Annotated in this window: 17 protein-coding genes; 10 read left to right on the forward strand and 7 right to left on the reverse strand. The window is 72.1% G+C overall.

The features are described from left to right. Positions 1 to 48: 48 nt before the first annotated feature. The 4 genes from N6H00_RS04810 to N6H00_RS04825 form a co-directional block, all read right to left on the reverse strand. Positions 49 to 2,232: a SpoIIE family protein phosphatase gene (locus N6H00_RS04810; protein WP_268970292.1), complete on the reverse strand. Its 2,184-nt coding sequence runs from the start codon at positions 2,230 to 2,232 to the stop codon at positions 49 to 51. 105 nt (positions 2,233 to 2,337) lie between these two features. Next, on the reverse strand, positions 2,338 to 3,192 hold the full coding sequence (locus N6H00_RS04815) for a caspase family protein (protein WP_268970293.1): 855 nt from the start codon (positions 3,190 to 3,192) through the stop codon (positions 2,338 to 2,340). Between the two features lie 213 nt (positions 3,193 to 3,405). Next, positions 3,406 to 3,927 carry a hypothetical protein gene (locus tag N6H00_RS04820; RefSeq protein WP_268970294.1) on the reverse strand — a complete coding sequence of 174 codons (522 nt, stop codon included), beginning with the start codon at positions 3,925 to 3,927 and terminating at the stop codon, positions 3,406 to 3,408. After that, a complete protein-coding gene (locus tag N6H00_RS04825) occupies positions 3,924 to 4,349 on the reverse strand; it encodes an ATP-binding protein (protein WP_268970295.1) in 426 nt (141 codons plus the stop codon). The genes N6H00_RS04820 and N6H00_RS04825 overlap by 4 nt, the downstream gene beginning before the upstream one ends. Positions 4,350 to 4,923: 574 nt before the next feature. On the opposite strand from N6H00_RS04825, the gene N6H00_RS04830 reads away from it, so the two are divergent. Next, positions 4,924 to 5,739 (forward strand): SDR family NAD(P)-dependent oxidoreductase, encoded by an 816-nt coding sequence (locus N6H00_RS04830; RefSeq protein ID WP_268976845.1) that lies wholly within the window; start codon positions 4,924 to 4,926, stop codon positions 5,737 to 5,739. Between the two features lie 33 nt (positions 5,740 to 5,772). Here N6H00_RS04830 and N6H00_RS04835 read toward each other — a convergent pair whose 3' ends face one another. Next, a complete protein-coding gene (locus tag N6H00_RS04835; RefSeq protein WP_268970296.1) occupies positions 5,773 to 7,176 on the reverse strand; it encodes a hypothetical protein in 1,404 nt (467 codons plus the stop codon). A 278-nt stretch (positions 7,177 to 7,454) separates the two neighbouring features. Here N6H00_RS04835 and N6H00_RS04840 point away from each other — a divergent pair, with 278 nt between their 5' ends. The 5 genes from N6H00_RS04840 (at position 7,455) to uppS (ending at position 11,164) form a co-directional block, all read left to right on the forward strand. Further along, positions 7,455 to 8,321, forward strand: coding sequence for a helix-turn-helix domain-containing protein (locus N6H00_RS04840; protein WP_268970297.1), 867 nt, complete (start codon positions 7,455 to 7,457; stop codon positions 8,319 to 8,321). A 1-nt stretch (position 8,322) separates the two neighbouring features. Next, entirely contained in the window at positions 8,323 to 8,562 is a 240-nt protein-coding gene (locus N6H00_RS04845; RefSeq protein ID WP_268970298.1) for a DUF397 domain-containing protein, read from the forward strand. A 195-nt stretch (positions 8,563 to 8,757) separates the two neighbouring features. Then, complete coding sequence (locus tag N6H00_RS04850) at positions 8,758 to 9,363, forward strand: hypothetical protein (protein ID WP_268970299.1); 606 nt, start codon at positions 8,758 to 8,760, stop codon at positions 9,361 to 9,363. Between the two features lie 66 nt (positions 9,364 to 9,429). Continuing rightward, positions 9,430 to 10,242: an SAM-dependent methyltransferase gene (locus tag N6H00_RS04855; protein WP_268970301.1), complete on the forward strand. Its 813-nt coding sequence runs from the start codon at positions 9,430 to 9,432 to the stop codon at positions 10,240 to 10,242. Between the two features lie 103 nt (positions 10,243 to 10,345). Further along, positions 10,346 to 11,164 carry a polyprenyl diphosphate synthase gene (gene uppS, locus N6H00_RS04860; RefSeq protein ID WP_268970302.1) on the forward strand — a complete coding sequence of 273 codons (819 nt, stop codon included), beginning with the start codon at positions 10,346 to 10,348 and terminating at the stop codon, positions 11,162 to 11,164. On the opposite strand, the gene N6H00_RS04865 is transcribed toward uppS, so the two are convergent. Further along, complete coding sequence (locus N6H00_RS04865) at positions 11,161 to 12,387, reverse strand: acyl-CoA dehydrogenase family protein (protein ID WP_268970303.1); 1,227 nt, start codon at positions 12,385 to 12,387, stop codon at positions 11,161 to 11,163. The genes uppS and N6H00_RS04865 overlap by 4 nt on opposite strands. A 166-nt stretch (positions 12,388 to 12,553) precedes the next feature. On the opposite strand from N6H00_RS04865, the gene N6H00_RS04870 reads away from it, so the two are divergent. Beyond that, the gene (locus tag N6H00_RS04870) at positions 12,554 to 13,210 is read left to right on the forward strand and encodes a TetR family transcriptional regulator (RefSeq protein WP_268970304.1); all 657 of its coding nucleotides are present in this window, start codon (positions 12,554 to 12,556) and stop codon (positions 13,208 to 13,210) included. Between the two features lie 174 nt (positions 13,211 to 13,384). On the opposite strand, the gene def is transcribed toward N6H00_RS04870, so the two are convergent. Continuing rightward, complete coding sequence (gene def / locus N6H00_RS04875; protein ID WP_268970305.1) at positions 13,385 to 13,936, reverse strand: peptide deformylase; 552 nt, start codon at positions 13,934 to 13,936, stop codon at positions 13,385 to 13,387. 187 nt (positions 13,937 to 14,123) lie between these two features. Between def and N6H00_RS04880 the strand changes: the two genes are divergently transcribed. From N6H00_RS04880 to N6H00_RS04890, 3 genes are all read left to right on the forward strand, one after another. Further along, positions 14,124 to 15,362: a Mur ligase family protein gene (locus tag N6H00_RS04880; protein ID WP_268970306.1), complete on the forward strand. Its 1,239-nt coding sequence runs from the start codon at positions 14,124 to 14,126 to the stop codon at positions 15,360 to 15,362. 24 nt (positions 15,363 to 15,386) lie between these two features. After that, complete coding sequence (locus N6H00_RS04885; protein ID WP_268970307.1) at positions 15,387 to 16,124, forward strand: type 1 glutamine amidotransferase; 738 nt, start codon at positions 15,387 to 15,389, stop codon at positions 16,122 to 16,124. A gap of 166 nt (positions 16,125 to 16,290) precedes the next feature. Then, complete coding sequence (locus tag N6H00_RS04890) at positions 16,291 to 17,316, forward strand: 6-phosphofructokinase (protein WP_268970309.1); 1,026 nt, start codon at positions 16,291 to 16,293, stop codon at positions 17,314 to 17,316. The last annotated feature ends 33 nt before the right edge of the window (positions 17,317 to 17,349 follow it).

A 17,349-nucleotide genomic window follows, 5' to 3' on the forward strand; every position in this document is an offset into this window, starting at 1 on the left:
TCGGGTGGCGGTGCGTCCGCACACCGCCCCCGGCCTCTCCCCGGGCGCCTACCGCGGCACGTTCCGGGGCGGCGCACCCCGGTCGGCACCGTCCCGGACATGGTCGGTGCGGTGCGCGGTGTCGCGGTCGCTGTCCACCGTGAGCACGGGCCTCTCCGGCGGCCGGGGGCGGCGCAGCCGGGCCAGCAGCAGGGCCACATCGTCGTCGGGTGCCCCGTGCAGCGCGGCCAGCACCTGGTCGCAGATCCGCTCCAGCGGGCCCTGGTGCCGGCGCAGCAGCTGGACCAGGGCGTGCAGTCCGACGTCGAGGGACTGATGGCGTTGTTCCACCAGGCCGTCGGTGAACAGGGCGAGCAGCGCGCCTTCGGCCAGCTCCCGTTCGACCGAGGCGAAGGGAACGCCGCCGACGCCGAGCGGTGCGCCGGTGGGGAGGTCGATGAGCTCGGCGTCGCCGCCGGGCTGCACCAGCACCGGGGGCAGATGGCCGGCGGTGGACATCTCGCACCGCCCGGTGCGCGGGTCGCAGACCGCGTAGAGGCAGGTGGCGATGGACTCCCCCAGGCTGGGCGTGATCTCGTCGAGATGGCACAGCAGCTTGGCCGGGGGCAGATCGAGCCGGGAGAAGGCCCGGGTAGCGGTGCGCAGCTGGCCCATGATCGCCGCGGCGTGGATGCCCTTGCCCATCACATCGCCGACCACCAGCCCGACCTTGCCGTCCGGGAGGGGCAGCACATCGAACCAGTCGCCGCCGGCGGTGCTGACCGCGGGCAGATACCGGGAGGCGATCTCCAGGCCGTCCATATCGCGTGGCTGCTGGGAGAGCAGGCTGCGCTGGAGGGTGAGCGCGGCGTCCCGTTCGCGGGCGTAGAGCCGGGCGTTGTCGATGCACATGGCGGCGCGGATGGCCAGTTCGCAGGCGAGGGTGCGGTCCTCCTCGTCGAAGGGCTTGGGGTTGATGGTGCGGTGCAGGCTGAGGGTGCCGAGCACACTGCCGCGGGCGATCAGCGGGGCGGCGATGTAGGAGTGGACGCCCTCGCGGATCAGCACCTCGGCGGCGGTGTCGTCACGGGCGATCCGCCGCACGTCCCGCTCGGTCACGTACGGCAGCAGCATCGACCGGCCGTCGCGGACGCACTGGGTGATCAGCCGGGTGGGGTCGTAGCGGGCGATCTCCCCGACCGGGTCCGCCGCGTGGACGGCGTCGGTGGGATAGCCGGCGGCGACGGCGAGCGCCCGGAAGCGGGCGGAGCCGTCGGTCCACACCCGGGGCGTGGCCTCGCGGTGCACCACGGAGTCCAGGACGTCGACGGCCGCGAGGTCGGCGAGCCGGGGCACCGTGACATCCGCGAGTTCCTGGGCGGTCTGCCGCAGATCCAGCGTGGTGCCGATGCGGACGCTCGCGTCGGCGATCACGGCGAGCCGCTCCCGCGCCTCGGCGACCTCGCTGGCCTCCCGGTGGCGCCGGGAGATGTCCATGACCGAGGCGGCGATGCCCAGGATCCGGCCGCTGGGGTCCTCCAGCCGGTAGTACGACTCCGACCAGGCGTGGTCATGGTCGGGGTCGGCGGGGGTCCGGCCGACGCTCTGCTGGTCCAGCAGCGGTTGACCGGACTCCAGCACATGCCGCATGGCGGCCTCGATGGCCTCGCTGTCGAGTCCCGGCAGCACCTCCCCGATGCGGCGGCCGCGCACCTGGGACTCGGTGGTGGCGTTCATCTGCTCCAGGGCCGGGTTGGCGCGCAGCCAGCGCAGCTCGGTGTCGAACACCGCGAGTCCCACCGGCGACTGTTTGACCAGAAAACCGGATACGGCCAGATCGGTCTCCAGCCGCCGCACGGTCCCCTCGTCGGCGGCCAGCCCGAGGGCGTAGACATCGCCGTGCACATCGCGCAGCCCCATGGTGCGGAACTCCACCTTGAGGGTGGAGCCGTCCGGGAGGCGGACCGGGAACACACCGGCCCAGGTGTCGCCCGCCCGTACCCGCGCGAAGAGCTCCACGGCCGCCCGCCGGTCCTGCGGGTGGACCAGCAGCTTGTCCGCACGGCGCCCCAGCGCCTCGGCCGCGGAGAAGCCGAACAGCTGCTCGGCCTCCGGGCTCCACAGGGCGATCCGTCCGTCGGCGTCCAGTACCACGGCGGCGACCCGCAGCAGGTCGAGCACCCCTCCCGGGCCGGCCGCCAGGCTGCTGGCGCCCGCCTCGCTCCCCTGGTCAACACGGTCATGCGTGGTCATACCGGCACCTCACCGGCTCGCCGTGTCCTCCTACTGTCATACCTCGCCCGGCGGGCCACCGCACATGGATGGGCCACGGGCGCGGTGCGGATTCCGGGCTCCGGCTCAGATGGTGAAGGGCCGCTGCCGGGCGAAGGCGGTGTTCGGCGCACCCGCCTGGAAGAGGTTGGGCGTCTGGTCGGGCGGCATCCGCTTGACGATCTCCCGGTGCAGTCCGCGGTAGCTTCCCGCGAAGGCGCCGCCCCGCCAGACCTCCAGCAGGGTGCCGGTGAACAGGCCGTTGACGATCCCGTCGGCGGAGGTCTGGTTGTCCTGGCAGCCGGAGATCTCCAGCACGCTGGCGTCGATCCTGGCGAGGTCCTTGGCGGTGCGGGTGTTCTGGATGCGGTCGTAGACCTCGCGGTCGCGCCGGTAGACGGCGGACTGCACCGACTGGGGCATGGCCCGGATCCTGCGGCCGACCTCCTCGGGATCGGTGGTGCTGAAGCGCCGGTCGAGCTCCTGGGGGCTGAGCATCTCGGTCAGCAGCCGGGCCACCGTGCCGCTGTGGCAGCTGTCGGAGAGCAGCCAGATCCGCACCCCCTTGGCGAACTTCCCGAAGAGCTCGAAGAGCTCGTCGTCGACCAGCTGCCGGTCGTAGAGCACCCAGGTCTCGTCGAGGCGGTCGCCGGTCTCGTCGTGGTTGAGATCGGGCACCTGGCCGCCGTGGCCCGAGTAGGTGAGGAAGAGGATGTCCCCCTCGGCCAGCCGCCCGGCGGCGGCCTCCAGGGTGGCGGTGACCGTCTCGGCGGTGGCGGCCTGGCTCAGCAGCGGATCGGTCACATCGAACCCGGCGGCGTCGGCGAGGCGGGCCATGTCCATGGCGTCCTGCTCACAGGCGCCCAACTCACCGTTCCAGCCGCCGTACGCGGCCGCGTCGACCTGGTTGAGTCCGATATGGACGGAGAGACCGGTTGCCATGGGGGGGCTCCTTGGGTCGAGGACGGGCGGCGGCTCACCACCACTCGCCCCGAAGCGATGAGTCGCCACGAAGCGATGATGAGGCGCCGCGCCCCGCCGTGCCCTGTTCTCCGGCCCCATCCGGAGGAGGCCCGCGGTACGGCCTCAGCCCTTCCCGCACCCTTTCCGGACCCTTCGCACGCCCCTCGTACGCCCTCGGCGCCCTCCCGGCCGTCAGGCCCGGCGCGGCCGCAGCACATCCGGGAGGCCGGGCCGGTCGACGGCCTCCTCGAGCGCGGCGCGCAGGGTACGGCTGTCGGTGAGGCCGCCGCCGGGCCGGATCAGCCAGACATGGCCCTGCCGGACGCAGCCGGGCCTGGGGCAGCGCAGCACCCGGCCCGGTCCGGCGGCGGCCACCGTGCGGCGGCGGGCGTACGCCGTCCCGACCAGCCAGCCCTTCCACTCGGCCGCGGCTCCCGGCGGCACGAGGAAGGAGAGCACATGGCTGGCGGTGGCGAGCATCACCGGCCCCGCCGCGTCGCGCCGCCGCAGCGCCTGGACCACCGCGCTGCCGATGTCGCCGGACATCCGCACCAGATCGAAGACCCGGCCCACCGGCAGATCGGCGAGGCCGTTGCCGCTGGCCCACTGCAGCCGCACCCGCCCCGGGTCGTCGCTCGCGGCCAGCAGCCATTCGGCCGCGTCGGCCTCCACCGTGACCCGCATCCGGCGGTCACCATGCGCGCCCGCGGTCATGAGGCGGTCCCCAGCGGCAGGGTGAACCACACCTTCTTCCCCCCGGCTCCCGGATCGGGCGGTTCGGTGCCCCAGTCGCCCGCCAGGTCGTCCACGATGGCCAGCCCCCGTCCGGACTCCTCGGTCGGCTCGGGCTGACGGACGACCGGGATCACGGGCGAGCCATCGGCCACCTCCACCCGCAGCTCACGGCCGTAGCGTTCCAGCGAGACGGTGATGGTGACGGTGTCGGCGGGGCCGGAGCTGCCGTGTTCCACGGCGTTGGCGAACAGTTCGTTGGTGGCGAGGACGACATGGTCCACGACCCCGCCGAGCCGCCAGTCGCGCAGATGCGCGGCGACCATCCGGCGTACGGCGGCGGCGCGGTCGGGGAGGGCGGGGAACTCCGCCCGGAAGAGCCGGCGGGTGTCCAGCGGGATCACCGTCCTCTCCCCTCCGGACAGGGGAACGGGGATCGCCGCACCGGCCGGCCCGGTAACCGGCCCGGTAACCGGAGCGATGACCGGCCCGGTGGCCGAAGGGGTTCGCGGGCGGTTCGCGGAGACCGCGACACCGCGGGTCGCGCCCATCGTCTCGGCCTCCTCATCGGCCGACGCCGGCCGGTGTGACAGTCCTGGAAAGGATCGGCTCACGGTGTCGGTCCTCACGGTCCTCGGCGGTCTGTGGGCTCTGATGGCATACATGCACCTGGAGTGATTGATGTTCCGGCGAGCGGGTAAGCGCATTCTGGCGACCGACGGCGTGGCATCTGGGCTGGTGACAGGTGGTGCGCGCACCCCGCCCGACCCGCCTGGACCAGCTGCCACGGACGGAGACGGCCCGGTCGCGGTGAGTGCCGGATACCGGCATGGTTCCTCCTTCGAAGGCAGCGCAAAGCGCCATCGGTCGCCGTTCATGTAGACAAACGGTTGGACCGGCCGGTGGGGGAGAGGGCATGGGGGTTGTCCGGTTGTACGGGCGTAGTGGTTCGGGCTGTACGGTCCGGACGTGGCAAGCGTGAGCGACGACCGCGAGAGGCGGCTCCGCCCGGGGGAACGGTCCGGTGTGGACGGCAAACGGGTCCTGGTGACCGGAGGCTCCCGGGGACTGGGTGAACAGATCGTACGGCTACTCGCCGCGGACGGGGCGCGGTTGGCCACCTGTGCGCGGACGCCGGAGGGGCTGCGCTCCCTCACGGCGTCCCTGAGCGCCGAGGGACACGGGGAGCTGTTCACCCGTACGCTGGACGTCACCGAGCCGGAGATGCTGGAGGAGTTCGTCACCGCGGCGGCGGAACGTTTCAGCGGGCTGGACGGCGTGGTGGCCTGCGCCGGCGGCGCCCGCGGCCGCGGCATCGAGGAGGCCGACGCCCAGGACTGGTCGCTGACCTGGGAGATGAACGTCGGCCATACGGCCCGGCTGGTGAAGGCCGCGGTACCGCATCTGCGCCGCGCGGGCGGCGGCTCCGTGGTGGTGATCGCCTCCATCTCCGGCTGGAAGCCGGGCCCCCAGGCCCAGTACGGAGCGGCGAAGGCCGCCCAGATCCACCTCGCGGCCTCACTCGCCCGCGAACTGGGCCCGGACGGCATCCGGGTGAACACCGTCTCCCCGGGGTCCATGCTGATCCCGGGGAAGCGGTGGGACCGGATGCGCACCGAAGACCCCGAGGCCTGGGCCCGGTTCACGGCCGAGCTCCCGGGCGGTGAACCGGTCACCCCGCAGGAGGTCGCCCGCGTCGTGGCGTTCCTGCTCTCGGACGCCTCGAGCGGGGTCTCCGGTGCGCATCTGCCGGTGGACCGAGCCCAGAACGCCCCCACACCGGGAGGCTATTGACCCCCTTGTGGGGAACGAGGGAGGCCCAACCCCTCAGGCGGCCGCCCCCAGCACCGTCCGGGAGCGCTGCTCGAAGTCCCGGACCATGGGCTCCCCGCGGTGTGGCCGCAGCCGGGTGCGGAAGTCGCGCAGGGCCTGGATCGAGCGCTCGCTGTGCACCCCGCTGAGCGTGTCCAGCGCCTCGCCCGCGGTGCCGATGGCCTCGTCCAGCCGGTTCTGCTGGAGATAGGCCGTGGCCAGCACGGATCTGCTGATGGCCTGGCGCCGGCGCCGATCGGCGTTGGCGCGTACGGACTCGGCGGCGGAGTGCTCGGCCGCGGACGCGTTGCCCAGGTCGCGGAAGCACAGCGCCGCCTCGGCCGCCAGATAGTGGTGGTCGAGGAAGCGCACCCAGGGCGACTCCTGTTCGGGGCCCTGGCTGGCCTCCAGCCGGGCTTCGGCCGTGCGGAGCGACTTGGACGCCTCCCGGGGCTGGTCCAGTGCGGCGTAGCCACGGGCGGCCATGGCGTGCAGCCGCATCAGCCCCAGCGGGCTTCCGGCGTGCTTGGCCGTGGCGATACCGACCCGGGCCAGTTCGACCCCCGCCTCGGGCTGGCCCAGGTTGGTCGCCAGATGGGAGAGACCGGCCAGGATCTGACCGCCCAGGACCCGGTCGCCGCCCTCGGCGCACAGCCGCAGCGCCTGGGTCATATAACGCTGGGCCAGGCCGTATTCGGCGTTGTCGTAGCTGCTCCAGCCGGCCATCGCGGCCAGCTTGGCCGCGGCGGTGAACAGCTGGCGCCGCTCCTGCGGTGGCGCGCCGCGCTGCTGGAGCATGGGCACGACCTCGGTCGACAGATAGAGCACGATGCTGGCGCGGACCTGGCCGCCGCCGAAGCGATTGTCCATCTCGTCGAACATGTTGATCGCTGCGTGGACCTGTTCGACGCGGCCGCCTTCGGCCGCTGGGGTGAGCCGGGCGGTGTCCTGGTTCTCGACCAGCCACAGCAGCCATTCGCGCTGCGGGGTCACCAGCGCGCCGGCGACGAAGGGCACCGCACCCAGCAGGCTGCGGCGGGATATGTCGGTGGAGCCGAGTTCGGCGAGCGTGTGCAAGGTTTCTGCTACGTCCTCCCGGTAGGCCAGCGCGCGGGCGACGACCGGGCGCTGTCGGTCGGAGATGAATCCCAGCTCGGCGGGGGCCACGGGCCTGCCGAGCCGGTGGGAGAGCACGGCGGCGATCAGCTCCGGCGTGGTGCCACGCGGCTGTCCGCCTTGCAGCCAGCGGGTGACGGACGCCTTGTCGTAGTTCGACTCGCGCCCCTGCCTACGGCCCAGTTCATTGACCCGGTGGGCCAATGAGGCGTAGGAGCACCCGGATTCCTTCAGCGCGGCGGCCAACGCGGCGTTGACCGCGGCGCCTTGGCGCCCGCTTACCGGCTGTGCGTGATGCGTCACCGTGACCGTCCCTGGTTCGAGCCACGGCAGTGCACGGGATCCCCGCCGTGCGGCGCCGACCCGTCGGCCGGTGACCTCAACGACGCTGTGGACATGGGTAGTTGGGAGCCCTCGCCATGGAGGGTGAGATGGGTCACGTGCTCACTATGAGTGGTGATGCCGTCACGCCGCAAGCTTCGTTCTGATAATTTCAAAGCGATCCACTCGCTCTGTCTGTGTCATCCATCGCGTGGCACACTGTGCAGGCATATGACAGCCATTCCTCCGGGAGGCGGGACGTGAGCGAGGCACGGCCGGCCGGCGCCGCCCCCACCGTTCTGCGCAGAGTCCTGGGCAAGCGTCTGCGGTTTCTGCGCGAACGGGCGAAGGTGTCGTTCGAGGAAGCCGCGAAAGCCATCGAGGTCACCCCGTTGACCGTGCGCAGGATGGAGAAGGCGGAAGTCGGACTCAAGATCCCGTATGTGAAGGAGCTGCTGCGGAACTACGGCGTCCGCGGTGCGGAGATCGATGATTTCCTGGCCCTGGCGCGGGAGGCCAACCAGCCGGGGTGGTGGCATCAGTTCCGCGATGTGCTCCCGGACTGGTTCAGTGCCTACGTCAGCCTGGAGAGTGAGGCCACCGTCATCCGGGCGTACGAGCCCCACTACGTCCCCGGGCTGCTTCAGACAGAGGACTACGCACGAGCGGTCCTGCGCATGGGCTTCCCCCATGACACCGAGGAGGAGCTGGAGCGCCGGATCGCGCTGCGCGTCAAGCGCCAGAGTTTGTTCACCAAGCCGGACGCGCCGACCATCTGGGCGATCCTCGACGAGACGGTGCTGCGCCGCCCGGTCGGCGGCCTGCCGGTGATGCGCGACCAGATCGACCATCTGATCGGCACCTTGGAGATCCCCAAGGTCAGGCTGCAGATCATGCGGTTCACGGCGGGGCCGCACCCCGGAGCCTTCGGCCCCTTCCACTACTTCCGCTTCGGATTCTCCGAACTGCCGGACGTCGTCTACACCGAGAGCCTCACCGGGGCGGTCTATGTCGACAAGCCGGCCGAAGTCGTCGCCTATCTCGAGGTCCTGGACCGGATGGCGATCCAGGCCGAGCCGATCGGCGACACCAGCACCATCCTGGCCGAACTGCGTAAGGAGATCTGAGATGCACGACCCCGTCTACAGCGGAATGCCGGCCACGGACCTGGGCACGGAGGGCTGGGAGAAGCCCTGGAGCGGGTCCAACGGCGGCACCTGCCTCGAGGCCAAGCGGCTGCCGGACGGGCGGGTGGCGCTGCGCCAGTCCACCGACCCGACCGGGCCCGCGCTGATCTACACCCGCTCGGAGATGGCGTCCTTCCTGGCGGCGGCGAAGGCCGGCGAGGCGGACTTCCTCATCTCGTAGCGCGGGCCCGCGCACGGCCGGCCGCCCCGGTCGGCCTCGTCCCCGTCGAAAACCACTACGCCCGCACAACCGCACAACCCCGCAGCGCACTCCCGTCCCCGCCGTCCCGCCACGCACACTGAAGACGCCGTGGCGGGCGGCGGTGTCGTCCCCTCTTGCGCAGCGACGGGACCAATGGGACGACGGGATGCCGGAATGAACCTCGACCACGCGGTGGCACGGCACCGCACCCTGATCGTCGAGGGCTGCGACGGGGTCAGCAGGGACGCGTTGCTGACCGGGCTCGCCCGCCGGCACGGCTACACCGTCACCCGCGCCTCCCCCGACCTCCCCCATGTCGATCCGGTCCGGCCCTACCGCGAGCTCCTCCAGCACCACGGGGCGCTCGCCGTCGACGCCGGTCTGGTCGGCGAGCTCGTCTACGGGCCGCTGCGCCGCGGGCACTCCCGGGTGACCTGGATCCAGGCGTTCGACTTCGCCGAGGCGGTGGCCGAGCGCCACGGCGCCTTCGTCCATATGACGGCCCCGGTGCCGTTGCTGGCGGACCGGCTGGCCGCGTGCGGCGCCCCACCGGCGGCGCTCGCGGAGATCGACGCCGCGGTGACCGGCTATGACCACGCCTTCTCCACCCTCGCCGAGCACGCCCCGGTGCTCACCGTCGAGGAGCGGCCGGCCTCCGGCGGCGGCCCGGACCCCGATCCGGGCCGCGACGAGGCGGTGGCCGAGCCCCCGGTGGCCTCGTTCGCCCGGCGCCTGCCTCGCATCCGCTCCCCCGTGCCGTTCTGCGCCCCGCATCGCTGAACTCTCCGGCACCGGCCTTACGTTGGTGCCCCACGACCCGCAGACACACGGCAGGAGACCGGCTCCATGACAGACGGCTCGTCCACCCCCGACCCGCAGGCCCTGACCAAGATCGACACCACGGTGCCGCATTCGGCCCGGATCTGGAACTACTGGATGGGCGGCAAGGACAACTACGAGGTCGACCGGATCGCCGGTGACCAGTACCGGGAGGTCGCCCCGAACATCGAGACCATGGCCCGCGCCTCGCGCGCCTACCTCATCCGCACCGTCACCCATGTGGCGGGCGCCTGCGGCATCCGGCAGTTCCTGGACATCGGCACCGGGCTGCCCACCTACGACAACACCCACCAGGTCGCCCAGCGGGTGGCGCCCGAGGCCCGCATCGTCTACGTCGACAACGACCCCCTGGTGCTCCGGCACGCCCAGGCGCTGCTCACCAGCACCCGGGAGGGGGTGACCGACTACATCGACGCGGATCTGCACGAGCCCGAGCGGATCCTGGAGGCCGCGGCCAGGACACTCGACTTCGACCGGCCCATCGCCCTGATGCTGATGGGCATCCTCGGCCATATCCAGAACTATGCCGAGGCGGTGTCGATCGTGCGCCGGCTGCACGAGGCGTTACCGTCCGGCAGCTACTTCGTGCACTACGACAGCACCGACACCGACCAGGCGCTCAAGCGGGCCCAGCAGGGCTACGACGACACCGGCGCCGTTCCGTACGTGCTGCGCAGCGTGGCGCAGATCAGCCGCTTCTACGAGGGCCTGGAGCTGATCGAGCCCGGTATCGTGTCCTGTCCGCTGTGGCGGCCCGGCCACGCCGAGACGGCCATCGAGACCACCGATGTCCACGGGGGCGTGGCGCGCAAGCCGTGACGGCGGTGACGACCAAACGAATGGTTCGGCCACCGGGGAGGTAACCCCCGCCCCCGTCGCGTCGTCAGACACGGCGCCGGGAAGCCGAGGCGGAGGGACGCGGGTGTTCGACGTCGGAGCCTGGAGAGTGCCCTCCGTCAAGCGGCTGCTGCGGGAGTCGGTCGCCGATGCGCCCGCGGTGGTACGGCAGCGCCGCGGCTCCCGGGACGAGGCCCCGGGGCGGCCGCGGCACCTGGCCATCATCATGGACGGCAACGGCCGCTGGGCCGCGCTGCGCGGCCTCTCCCGCACCCAGGGCCATCAGGCGGGGATCCTGGCGCTGCCGCGGGTGGTGGACACCGCCCTGGAGGAGGGCATCGAGCACCTGTCGCTGTTCTTCTTCTCCACCGAGAACTGGAACCGGCCGCGCGGCGAGGTGGCCGCCCTGATGCGGCTCACCGCCCAGCTGGCGGACGTCTTCCGTGGCTACGGCGAGCGGGGGGTGCGGCTGCGCTGGCTGGGCTCGGAGGCCCGGCTGCCCGGGGCCACGCTGGCCGCGCTGCGCCGCGCGGAGGCCGAGACGCGGCACAACCGCGCCATGACACTGGCCTTCTGCTTCAACCACGGCGGCCGGGAGGAGATCGCCCGCGCCGCCGGCTCGCTGGCCCGCGCCACGGCGGACGGCGCGCTGGACCCCGGGCTCATCGACGAGGCGCTGTTCACCCGCCATCTGCCGCACGCCGATCTGCCGGACATCGACATGCTGGTGCGCACCTCCGGGGAGCGGCGCATCTCCAACTTCATGCTCTGGCGGGCGGCCTACGCGGAGCTCTTCTTCGTCGACACCCTCTGGCCCGACTTCACCGGTGAGGAGCTCCGCGCGCTGCTGGCCGCCTTCGCCGCCCGTGACCGGCGCTTCGGCGCCGGCGTGGGCTCTCGTTAGCGGATCTGGACGCCGGAGACGGTGCGGGCGATGACCAGGCGCTGGATCTCGCTGGTGCCCTCGAAGATCGTATAAATCGCCGCGTCCCGGTGCATCCGCTCGACCGGGTACTCACGGGTGAAACCGTTGCCGCCGAGGATCTGCACCGCCTGGGCGGTGACCTGCTTGGCGGTCTCGCTGGCGAACAGCTTGGACATGGAGCCCTCGGCCGACTCGAACGGCTTGCCGTTCACGGCCATCCACGACGCGCGCCACACCAGCAGCCGCGCGGCGTCGATCCGCGTGCGCATGTCGGCGAGCTGGAAGGCGACGCCCTGGTTGTCGATGATGGGGCGGCCGAACTGCTGCCGGGTCCTGGCGTAGTCGAGGGCGACCTCGTACGCGGCGCGGGCGGTGCCGACGGCCATGGCGCCGACGGCCGGGCGGGACGCCTCGAAGGTGGCCATCGCGGCGTTCTTCAGGCGCTCCCCGCCCGTCTTGGCCTTCTCGCGGGCGCGCGCGAGGCGTTCGTCCAGCTTCTCCTTGCCGCCGAGCAGGCAGCTGCCGGGCACCCGCACCTGGTCGAGGACCACCTCGGCGGTGTGCGAGGCGCGGATGCCGTGCTTCTTGAACTTCTGCCCCTGGGAGAGCCCGGGGGTGTTCGGCGGGACGATGAAGGACGCGTGGCCCTTGGAGCCGAGTTCGGGGTCGACGACCGCGACCACCACGTGGACGCCTGCGATTCCGCCGTTGGTGGCCCAGGTCTTGGTGCCGTTGAGGACCCATTCGTCCTTGGCCTCGTCGTAGACGGCGCGGGTGCGCATCGAGGCCACGTCGGAGCCCGCGTCGGGCTCGGAGGAGCAGAAGGCGGCGACCTTCACATCGTCCGGGTCGCCGTACATCTGCGGGATCCAGGTGCCGATCTGCTCCTCGGTGCCGTTGGCGAGGACGCCGACGGCGGCGAGGCCGGTGCCGACGATGGACAGCGCGATGCCCGCGTCGCCCCAGAACAGCTCCTCCATGGTCATGGGGATGCCGAGGCCGCTGGGGTCGAAGTACTGCTGGGCGTAGAAGTCCAGGGAGTACAGGCCGATCTTGGCGGCCTCCTGGATAATCGGCCAGGGGGTCTCCTCACGCTCGTCCCATTCGGCGGCGGCGGGGCGCATGACGTCCGCGGCGAAGCCGTGGATCCAGTCGCGCACCGCCTTCTGATCGTCATTGAGCTCGAACGAGAACTCCGCCATGACCCCTCCACGTGCTTATTACCTGCGGTAACCGCAGTCTGTTACCGACGAGTAGGCGATGTCAACTCCCCCAGGCATCCGGGCCCCGCGGCCCCCGCGGGTGTTACGTTGCGCAGTGCGCGGAGCGCGATCGCGCGTACGACATCGGGGGCGGGGAGGCAACCTCATGCAGACCGGAACCAGTCAGCGAGCCGATCAGCGACAGGCGGCCCAGCGCAGGCGCAAGGAGCTGCTGGAGGCCGCGGACCGGGTGGTGCTGCGCGACGGACCAGAAGCCTCGATGAACGCCATCGCCGCCGAAGCGGGCATCACCAAGCCCATTCTCTACCGCCACTTCGGCGACAAGGGCGGGCTCTACCGCGCGCTCGCCAAGCGGCACACCGACGCCCTGCTCGCCTCGCTGCGCGCGGCCCTGGACGCGCCCGCCGACGACCGCCGGCAGCGCGTGGAGGCCACGCTGGACACCTATCTGGCGGCGATCGAGGCGCGGCCCCAGGTGTACCGCTTCCTGATGCACCCCGCCGACCACGGCCAGCCGGAGCTGGAGCAGAACTTCGACGTCGGCCACCACTCCGCCCCGCTGCTGCGCCGGCTCGGCGAGGAGCTCGCCACGGTGATCGCCGAGCGGCTGGAGCTGGGCCCCGGCGGCGACGAGGTGGCCCGGGTCTGGGGCCATGGGATCGTCGGCATGATGCACGCGGCCGGCGACTGGTGGCTGCGCGACCGCCCCTGCGCGCGCGACCAGTTGGTGCGCCATCTCACCGATCTGCTGTGGGGGCGGCTGTCCCTGGCGGACGACCGGGTCGGCGCACCGGGCTTCTGAGCACACCGGGTCGGCGCACCGGGCTTCTGAGCCCCCGCCGCCCCGCCCGCCACTCGCACTCCGCCGGAATCCCGCTGTCGTCCCGCCGAACCGGCCCTGGGGGCCGTCCGGCGGATCCACGCACCCAGGACATCAGCGGCGCGCCCGTGACATCGGCGGCCCGCCGGACAGGCGCTACGCGTCCGCCGGCGCCGCCCAGGGGGCGCGGCGGGCCGCCCGCAGCGCCCTGCGCCGCCGCAGACCGGTGAGCCGGTCGGTGAACAGCCCGCCGTCCAGGTGGTCGCTCTCGTGCTGAAGACAGCGCGCGAAGAAGCCGGTGCCCTCGATCCGCACCGGCTCCCCGGTCATCGTCACGCCCTCGATCACCGCACGGTCGTACCGCGGCGTGCCCGCCTCGATGCCCGGCAGCGACAGACAGCCCTCCGGCCCCCGCACCGTCACCCCGTCGGCCGCCACCAGCCGGGGGTTGACGACATGCCCCAGATGGCGGTGGTCCTCGTCGTCCGGGCAGTCGTAGACGAAGACCCGCAGTCCCACACCGACCTGGTTGGCGGCGAGCCCCACCCCGTGCGCCGCGTACATCGTGGCGTACATGTCCTCGACCAGCAGCGCGAGTTCGGCGTCGAACGCGGTGACCTCCTCGCACGGTGCGCGCAGCCCCGGATCGCCGAGGAGCCGCAGGGGCCGCACCGCTCCGCGGCTGCCCGGGATCGCACCATGTCGCATGGCAGTCAAGCGTACGGGGCCCGACGGAGGGGGCCGGTGCGGGTGACGGAATTCGGGACCGCGGCCGGATCTCGATAGGCTGCTCCCCGACCGTGGCCTCCCGGCTGGCGATTCGGCGCGGAGGGGGCGTACCACCGGTGCTCGGGGGGCAGGAACGGCGCCGGTATGCGAGGAGGATCGAGAGACGATGGCAGGCAACTCGGAGCCGCTGTCACCGCGGGCCAAGCTGGCCGTGACGGCGGGCAAGGCCGCGGCGGCGGTATCACGGGCCGCGGGCCGCGGCAGTGGATCGGTGATCGGCGGCAAGGTGGCCCTGCGGCTCGACCCCGATCTGCTGAGCAGGCTGGCGCAGCACCTGGACGTGATCCTGGTGTCGGCGACCAACGGCAAGACCACGACCACCCGGCTGATCGCCGAGGCGCTGCGGGCGGCCGGCCCGGTCGTCTCGAACGCGCTGGGCGCCAATATGCCGGCCGGTATCACCTCCGCCCTGGCCGGCGGCTCCGACGCCCGCTACGGCGTCATCGAGGTCGACGAGAAGTACCTGGCCGGTGTGGCGCGCGACACGGAGCCCAAGGCCATCGCGCTGCTCAACCTCTCCCGTGACCAGCTCGACCGCGCCGCCGAGACCCGGATGCTCGCCGAGAAGTGGCGCGAGGGCCTGACCGGCAGCAAGGCCGTCGTGATCGCCAACGCCGACGACCCGCTGATCGTCTGGGCCGCCTCCTCCAGCCCCAATGTGGTGTGGGTCGCGGCCGGGCAGGAGTGGAAGGACGACGCCTGGTCCTGCCCGTCCTGCGGCGGTGTGCTCCAGCGCCCCGGCGACGACTGGGTCTGCGCGGAGTGCGGATTCCGCCGGCCGATCCCCAGCTGGGCGCTGAACGGCGACTACGTCCTCGACCCGCACGGCGCGGCCTGGCCGATCCACCTCCAGCTCCCCGGCCGTGCCAACAAGGCCAACGCGGCCACCTCGGCGGCCGTCGCCGCCGCCTTCGGGGTGCCCCCGCAGGTCGCGCTGGAGCGGATGTACCACGTCCAGGCCGTCGCCGGCCGGTACGACGTGGTCACGTTCCAGCAGCGCCAGATGCGGCTGCTGCTGGCGAAGAACCCGGCCGGCTGGCTGGAGACCTTCTCGCTGATCGACCCGCCGCCCACCCCGGTGATCCTCTCGGTGAACGCGCGCGGCGCCGACGGCACCGACACCTCCTGGCTGTGGGACGTGGACTACACCCGGCTCGCCGGGCACCCGATCTGCGTGATCGGCGACCGCAAGCTGGACCTCGCGGTGCGGCTGGAGGTCGCCGGGCTGGACTTCCGGGTCTGCGCGGACGTGGACGAGGCGGTGCGGATCTGCCCGCCCGGCCGGATCGAGACCATCGCCAACTACACCGCGTTCCAGGACCTGCGCCGCCGGGTCGGCAACTGACCTGCGAGTACGAGAGGCACGAAGATGCGTAGCACGAGCCAGAACGGCCTGCGTCTGGTGTGGGTCTACCCCGACCTGCTGAGCACGTACGGCGACCAGGGCAACGTCCTGGTGGTGGAGCGCCGGGCGCGTCAGCGCGGGCTGGACGTCTCCCGGCTGGACGTCCGCTCCGACCAGCAGATTCCCACCTCCGGGGACATCTACCTGGTCGGCGGCGGTGAGGACCGCCCGCAGCGGCTCGCCGCCGAGCGGCTGATCCGGGACGGCGGGCTGAACCGCGCGGTCTCCAACGGGGCCATCGTCTTCTCGGTGTGCGCCGGGTACCAGATCCTCGGCCATGAGTTCATCAACGACCTCGGCCAGCGCCAGCAGGGCCTGGGGCTGCTGGATGTGATCAGCACCCGCGGCGAGGGCGCCCGGTGCGTCGGGGACGTGCTGGCCGACATCGACGAGCGGCTGGGGCTGCCCCCGCTGACCGGTTTCGAGAACCACCAGGGCGTCACCCACCTCGGCCCGACCGCCCGCCCCTTCGCCCGGGTCCGGTTCGGCAACGGCAACGGCAGCGGCGACGGCTTCGAGGGCGCGTACAACGACACCGTCTTCGGGACGTACATGCACGGCCCGGTGATGGCCCGCAACCCGCACATCGCGGACCACCTGCTGAAGCTGGCCCTCGATGTGAACGCGCTGCCGCCGGTCGACGACCAGTGGTACGAGGCGCTGCGCAACGAGCGGATCGCGGCCGCGACCCAGCCCGCCTGAGCCGCGGCCCGCTCGCTCGGGCGCCGCTCAGGCCCGGGATGCCCGTATGGCGGACATCCGGCGGACGACCGCGCCCCCGCCGCCCGCTCGCTTGTAGGGTGGCGGGGTTCCGCCGGACGACGCGGTCCGGCCGTCAGCCCCCATCGCAGACAGAGGTATGCGTGCCATGCGCATTGGTGTGCTCACGTCCGGCGGCGACTGCCCCGGCCTGAACGCGGTCATCAGGTCAGTCGTCCACCGCGCCACCGTCGACCACGGCGACGAGGTGATCGGCTTCCAGGACGGCTGGAAGGGCCTGCTGGAGGGTGACTACCGCAAGCTGGACCTGGACGCCGTGAGCGGCATCCTGGCCCTCGGCGGCACCATCCTCGGCTCCACCCGGGTGCGCCCGGAGCATCTGCGGGACGGTGTGGAGCGGGCCAAGGGGCATGTGGCGGAGCTCGGCCTGGACGCGGTCATCCCCATCGGCGGGGAGGGCACGCTGAAGGCCGCCCGGCTGCTCTCGGACGCCGGGCTGCCGATCGTCGGCGTGCCGAAGACCATCGACAACGACATCGCCTCGACCGATGTGACCTTCGGCTTCGACACCGCGGTCGGGGTCGCCACCGAGGCCCTGGACCGGCTGAAGACCACCGCGGAGTCGCATCAGCGGGTGCTGATCGTCGAGGTCATGGGGCGGCACACCGGCTGGATCGCGCTGCATTCGGGTATGGCCGCGGGCGCCCACGCCATCGTCGTCCCCGAGCGCCCGTTCGACATCGAGGAGCTCACCAAGACCGTCGGGGCGCGGTTCGAGGCGGGCAAGAAATTCGCGATCGTGGTGGTGGCGGAGGGCGCCAAACCGCGCGAGGGCACGATGGACTACGAGGCCGGCGGCAAGGACGTCTACGGCCATGAGCGCTTCGCGGGCATCGCCCGTCACCTCTCCGTCGAGCTCGAGCGGCGGCTGGGCAAGGAGGCGCGGCCGGTCATCCTGGGCCATGTGCAGCGCGGCGGCACCCCTACGGCGTACGACAGGGTGCTGGCCACCCGCTTCGGCTGGCACGCGGTCGAGGCGGCCCACCGCGGCGCGTTCGGCACGATCACGGCGCTGCGCGGTACGGACATCGCGCTGGTGCCGCTCGCGGAGGCCGTGGCGCAGCTGAAGACGGTTCCCGCCGAGCGGTACGCCGAGGCCGAGTGCGTGCTCTGAGCTGACGGGTTCTACGCTGGTGCGGGCACATAT

The organism is Streptomyces sp. S465, from assembly GCF_026898115.1.
Classification (GTDB): Bacteria; Actinomycetota; Actinomycetes; order Streptomycetales; family Streptomycetaceae; genus Streptomyces; species Streptomyces luomodiensis.

Bases quoted from the DNA above. Each gene is read 5' to 3' on its own strand.
- N6H00_RS04820 (WP_268970294.1), bottom strand. From the start codon at position 3,927: ATGACCGCGGGCGCGCATGGTGACCGCCGGATGCGGGTCACGGTGGAG.
- N6H00_RS04845 (WP_268970298.1), top strand. From the start codon at position 8,323: ATGCACGACCCCGTCTACAGCGGAATGCCGGCCACGGACCTGGGCACG.
- N6H00_RS04880 (WP_268970306.1), top strand. From the start codon at position 14,124: ATGGCAGGCAACTCGGAGCCGCTGTCACCGCGGGCCAAGCTGGCCGTG.
- N6H00_RS04815 (WP_268970293.1), bottom strand. From the start codon at position 3,192: ATGGCAACCGGTCTCTCCGTCCATATCGGACTCAACCAGGTCGACGCG.
- def (WP_268970305.1), bottom strand. From the start codon at position 13,936: ATGCGACATGGTGCGATCCCGGGCAGCCGCGGAGCGGTGCGGCCCCTG.
- N6H00_RS04870 (WP_268970304.1), top strand. From the start codon at position 12,554: ATGCAGACCGGAACCAGTCAGCGAGCCGATCAGCGACAGGCGGCCCAG.
- N6H00_RS04850 (WP_268970299.1), top strand. From the start codon at position 8,758: ATGAACCTCGACCACGCGGTGGCACGGCACCGCACCCTGATCGTCGAG.
- N6H00_RS04885 (WP_268970307.1), top strand. From the start codon at position 15,387: ATGCGTAGCACGAGCCAGAACGGCCTGCGTCTGGTGTGGGTCTACCCC.
- N6H00_RS04855 (WP_268970301.1), top strand. From the start codon at position 9,430: ATGACAGACGGCTCGTCCACCCCCGACCCGCAGGCCCTGACCAAGATC.
- N6H00_RS04865 (WP_268970303.1), bottom strand. From the start codon at position 12,387: ATGGCGGAGTTCTCGTTCGAGCTCAATGACGATCAGAAGGCGGTGCGC.
- N6H00_RS04810 (WP_268970292.1), bottom strand. From the start codon at position 2,232: ATGACCACGCATGACCGTGTTGACCAGGGGAGCGAGGCGGGCGCCAGC.
- N6H00_RS04890 (WP_268970309.1), top strand. From the start codon at position 16,291: ATGCGCATTGGTGTGCTCACGTCCGGCGGCGACTGCCCCGGCCTGAAC.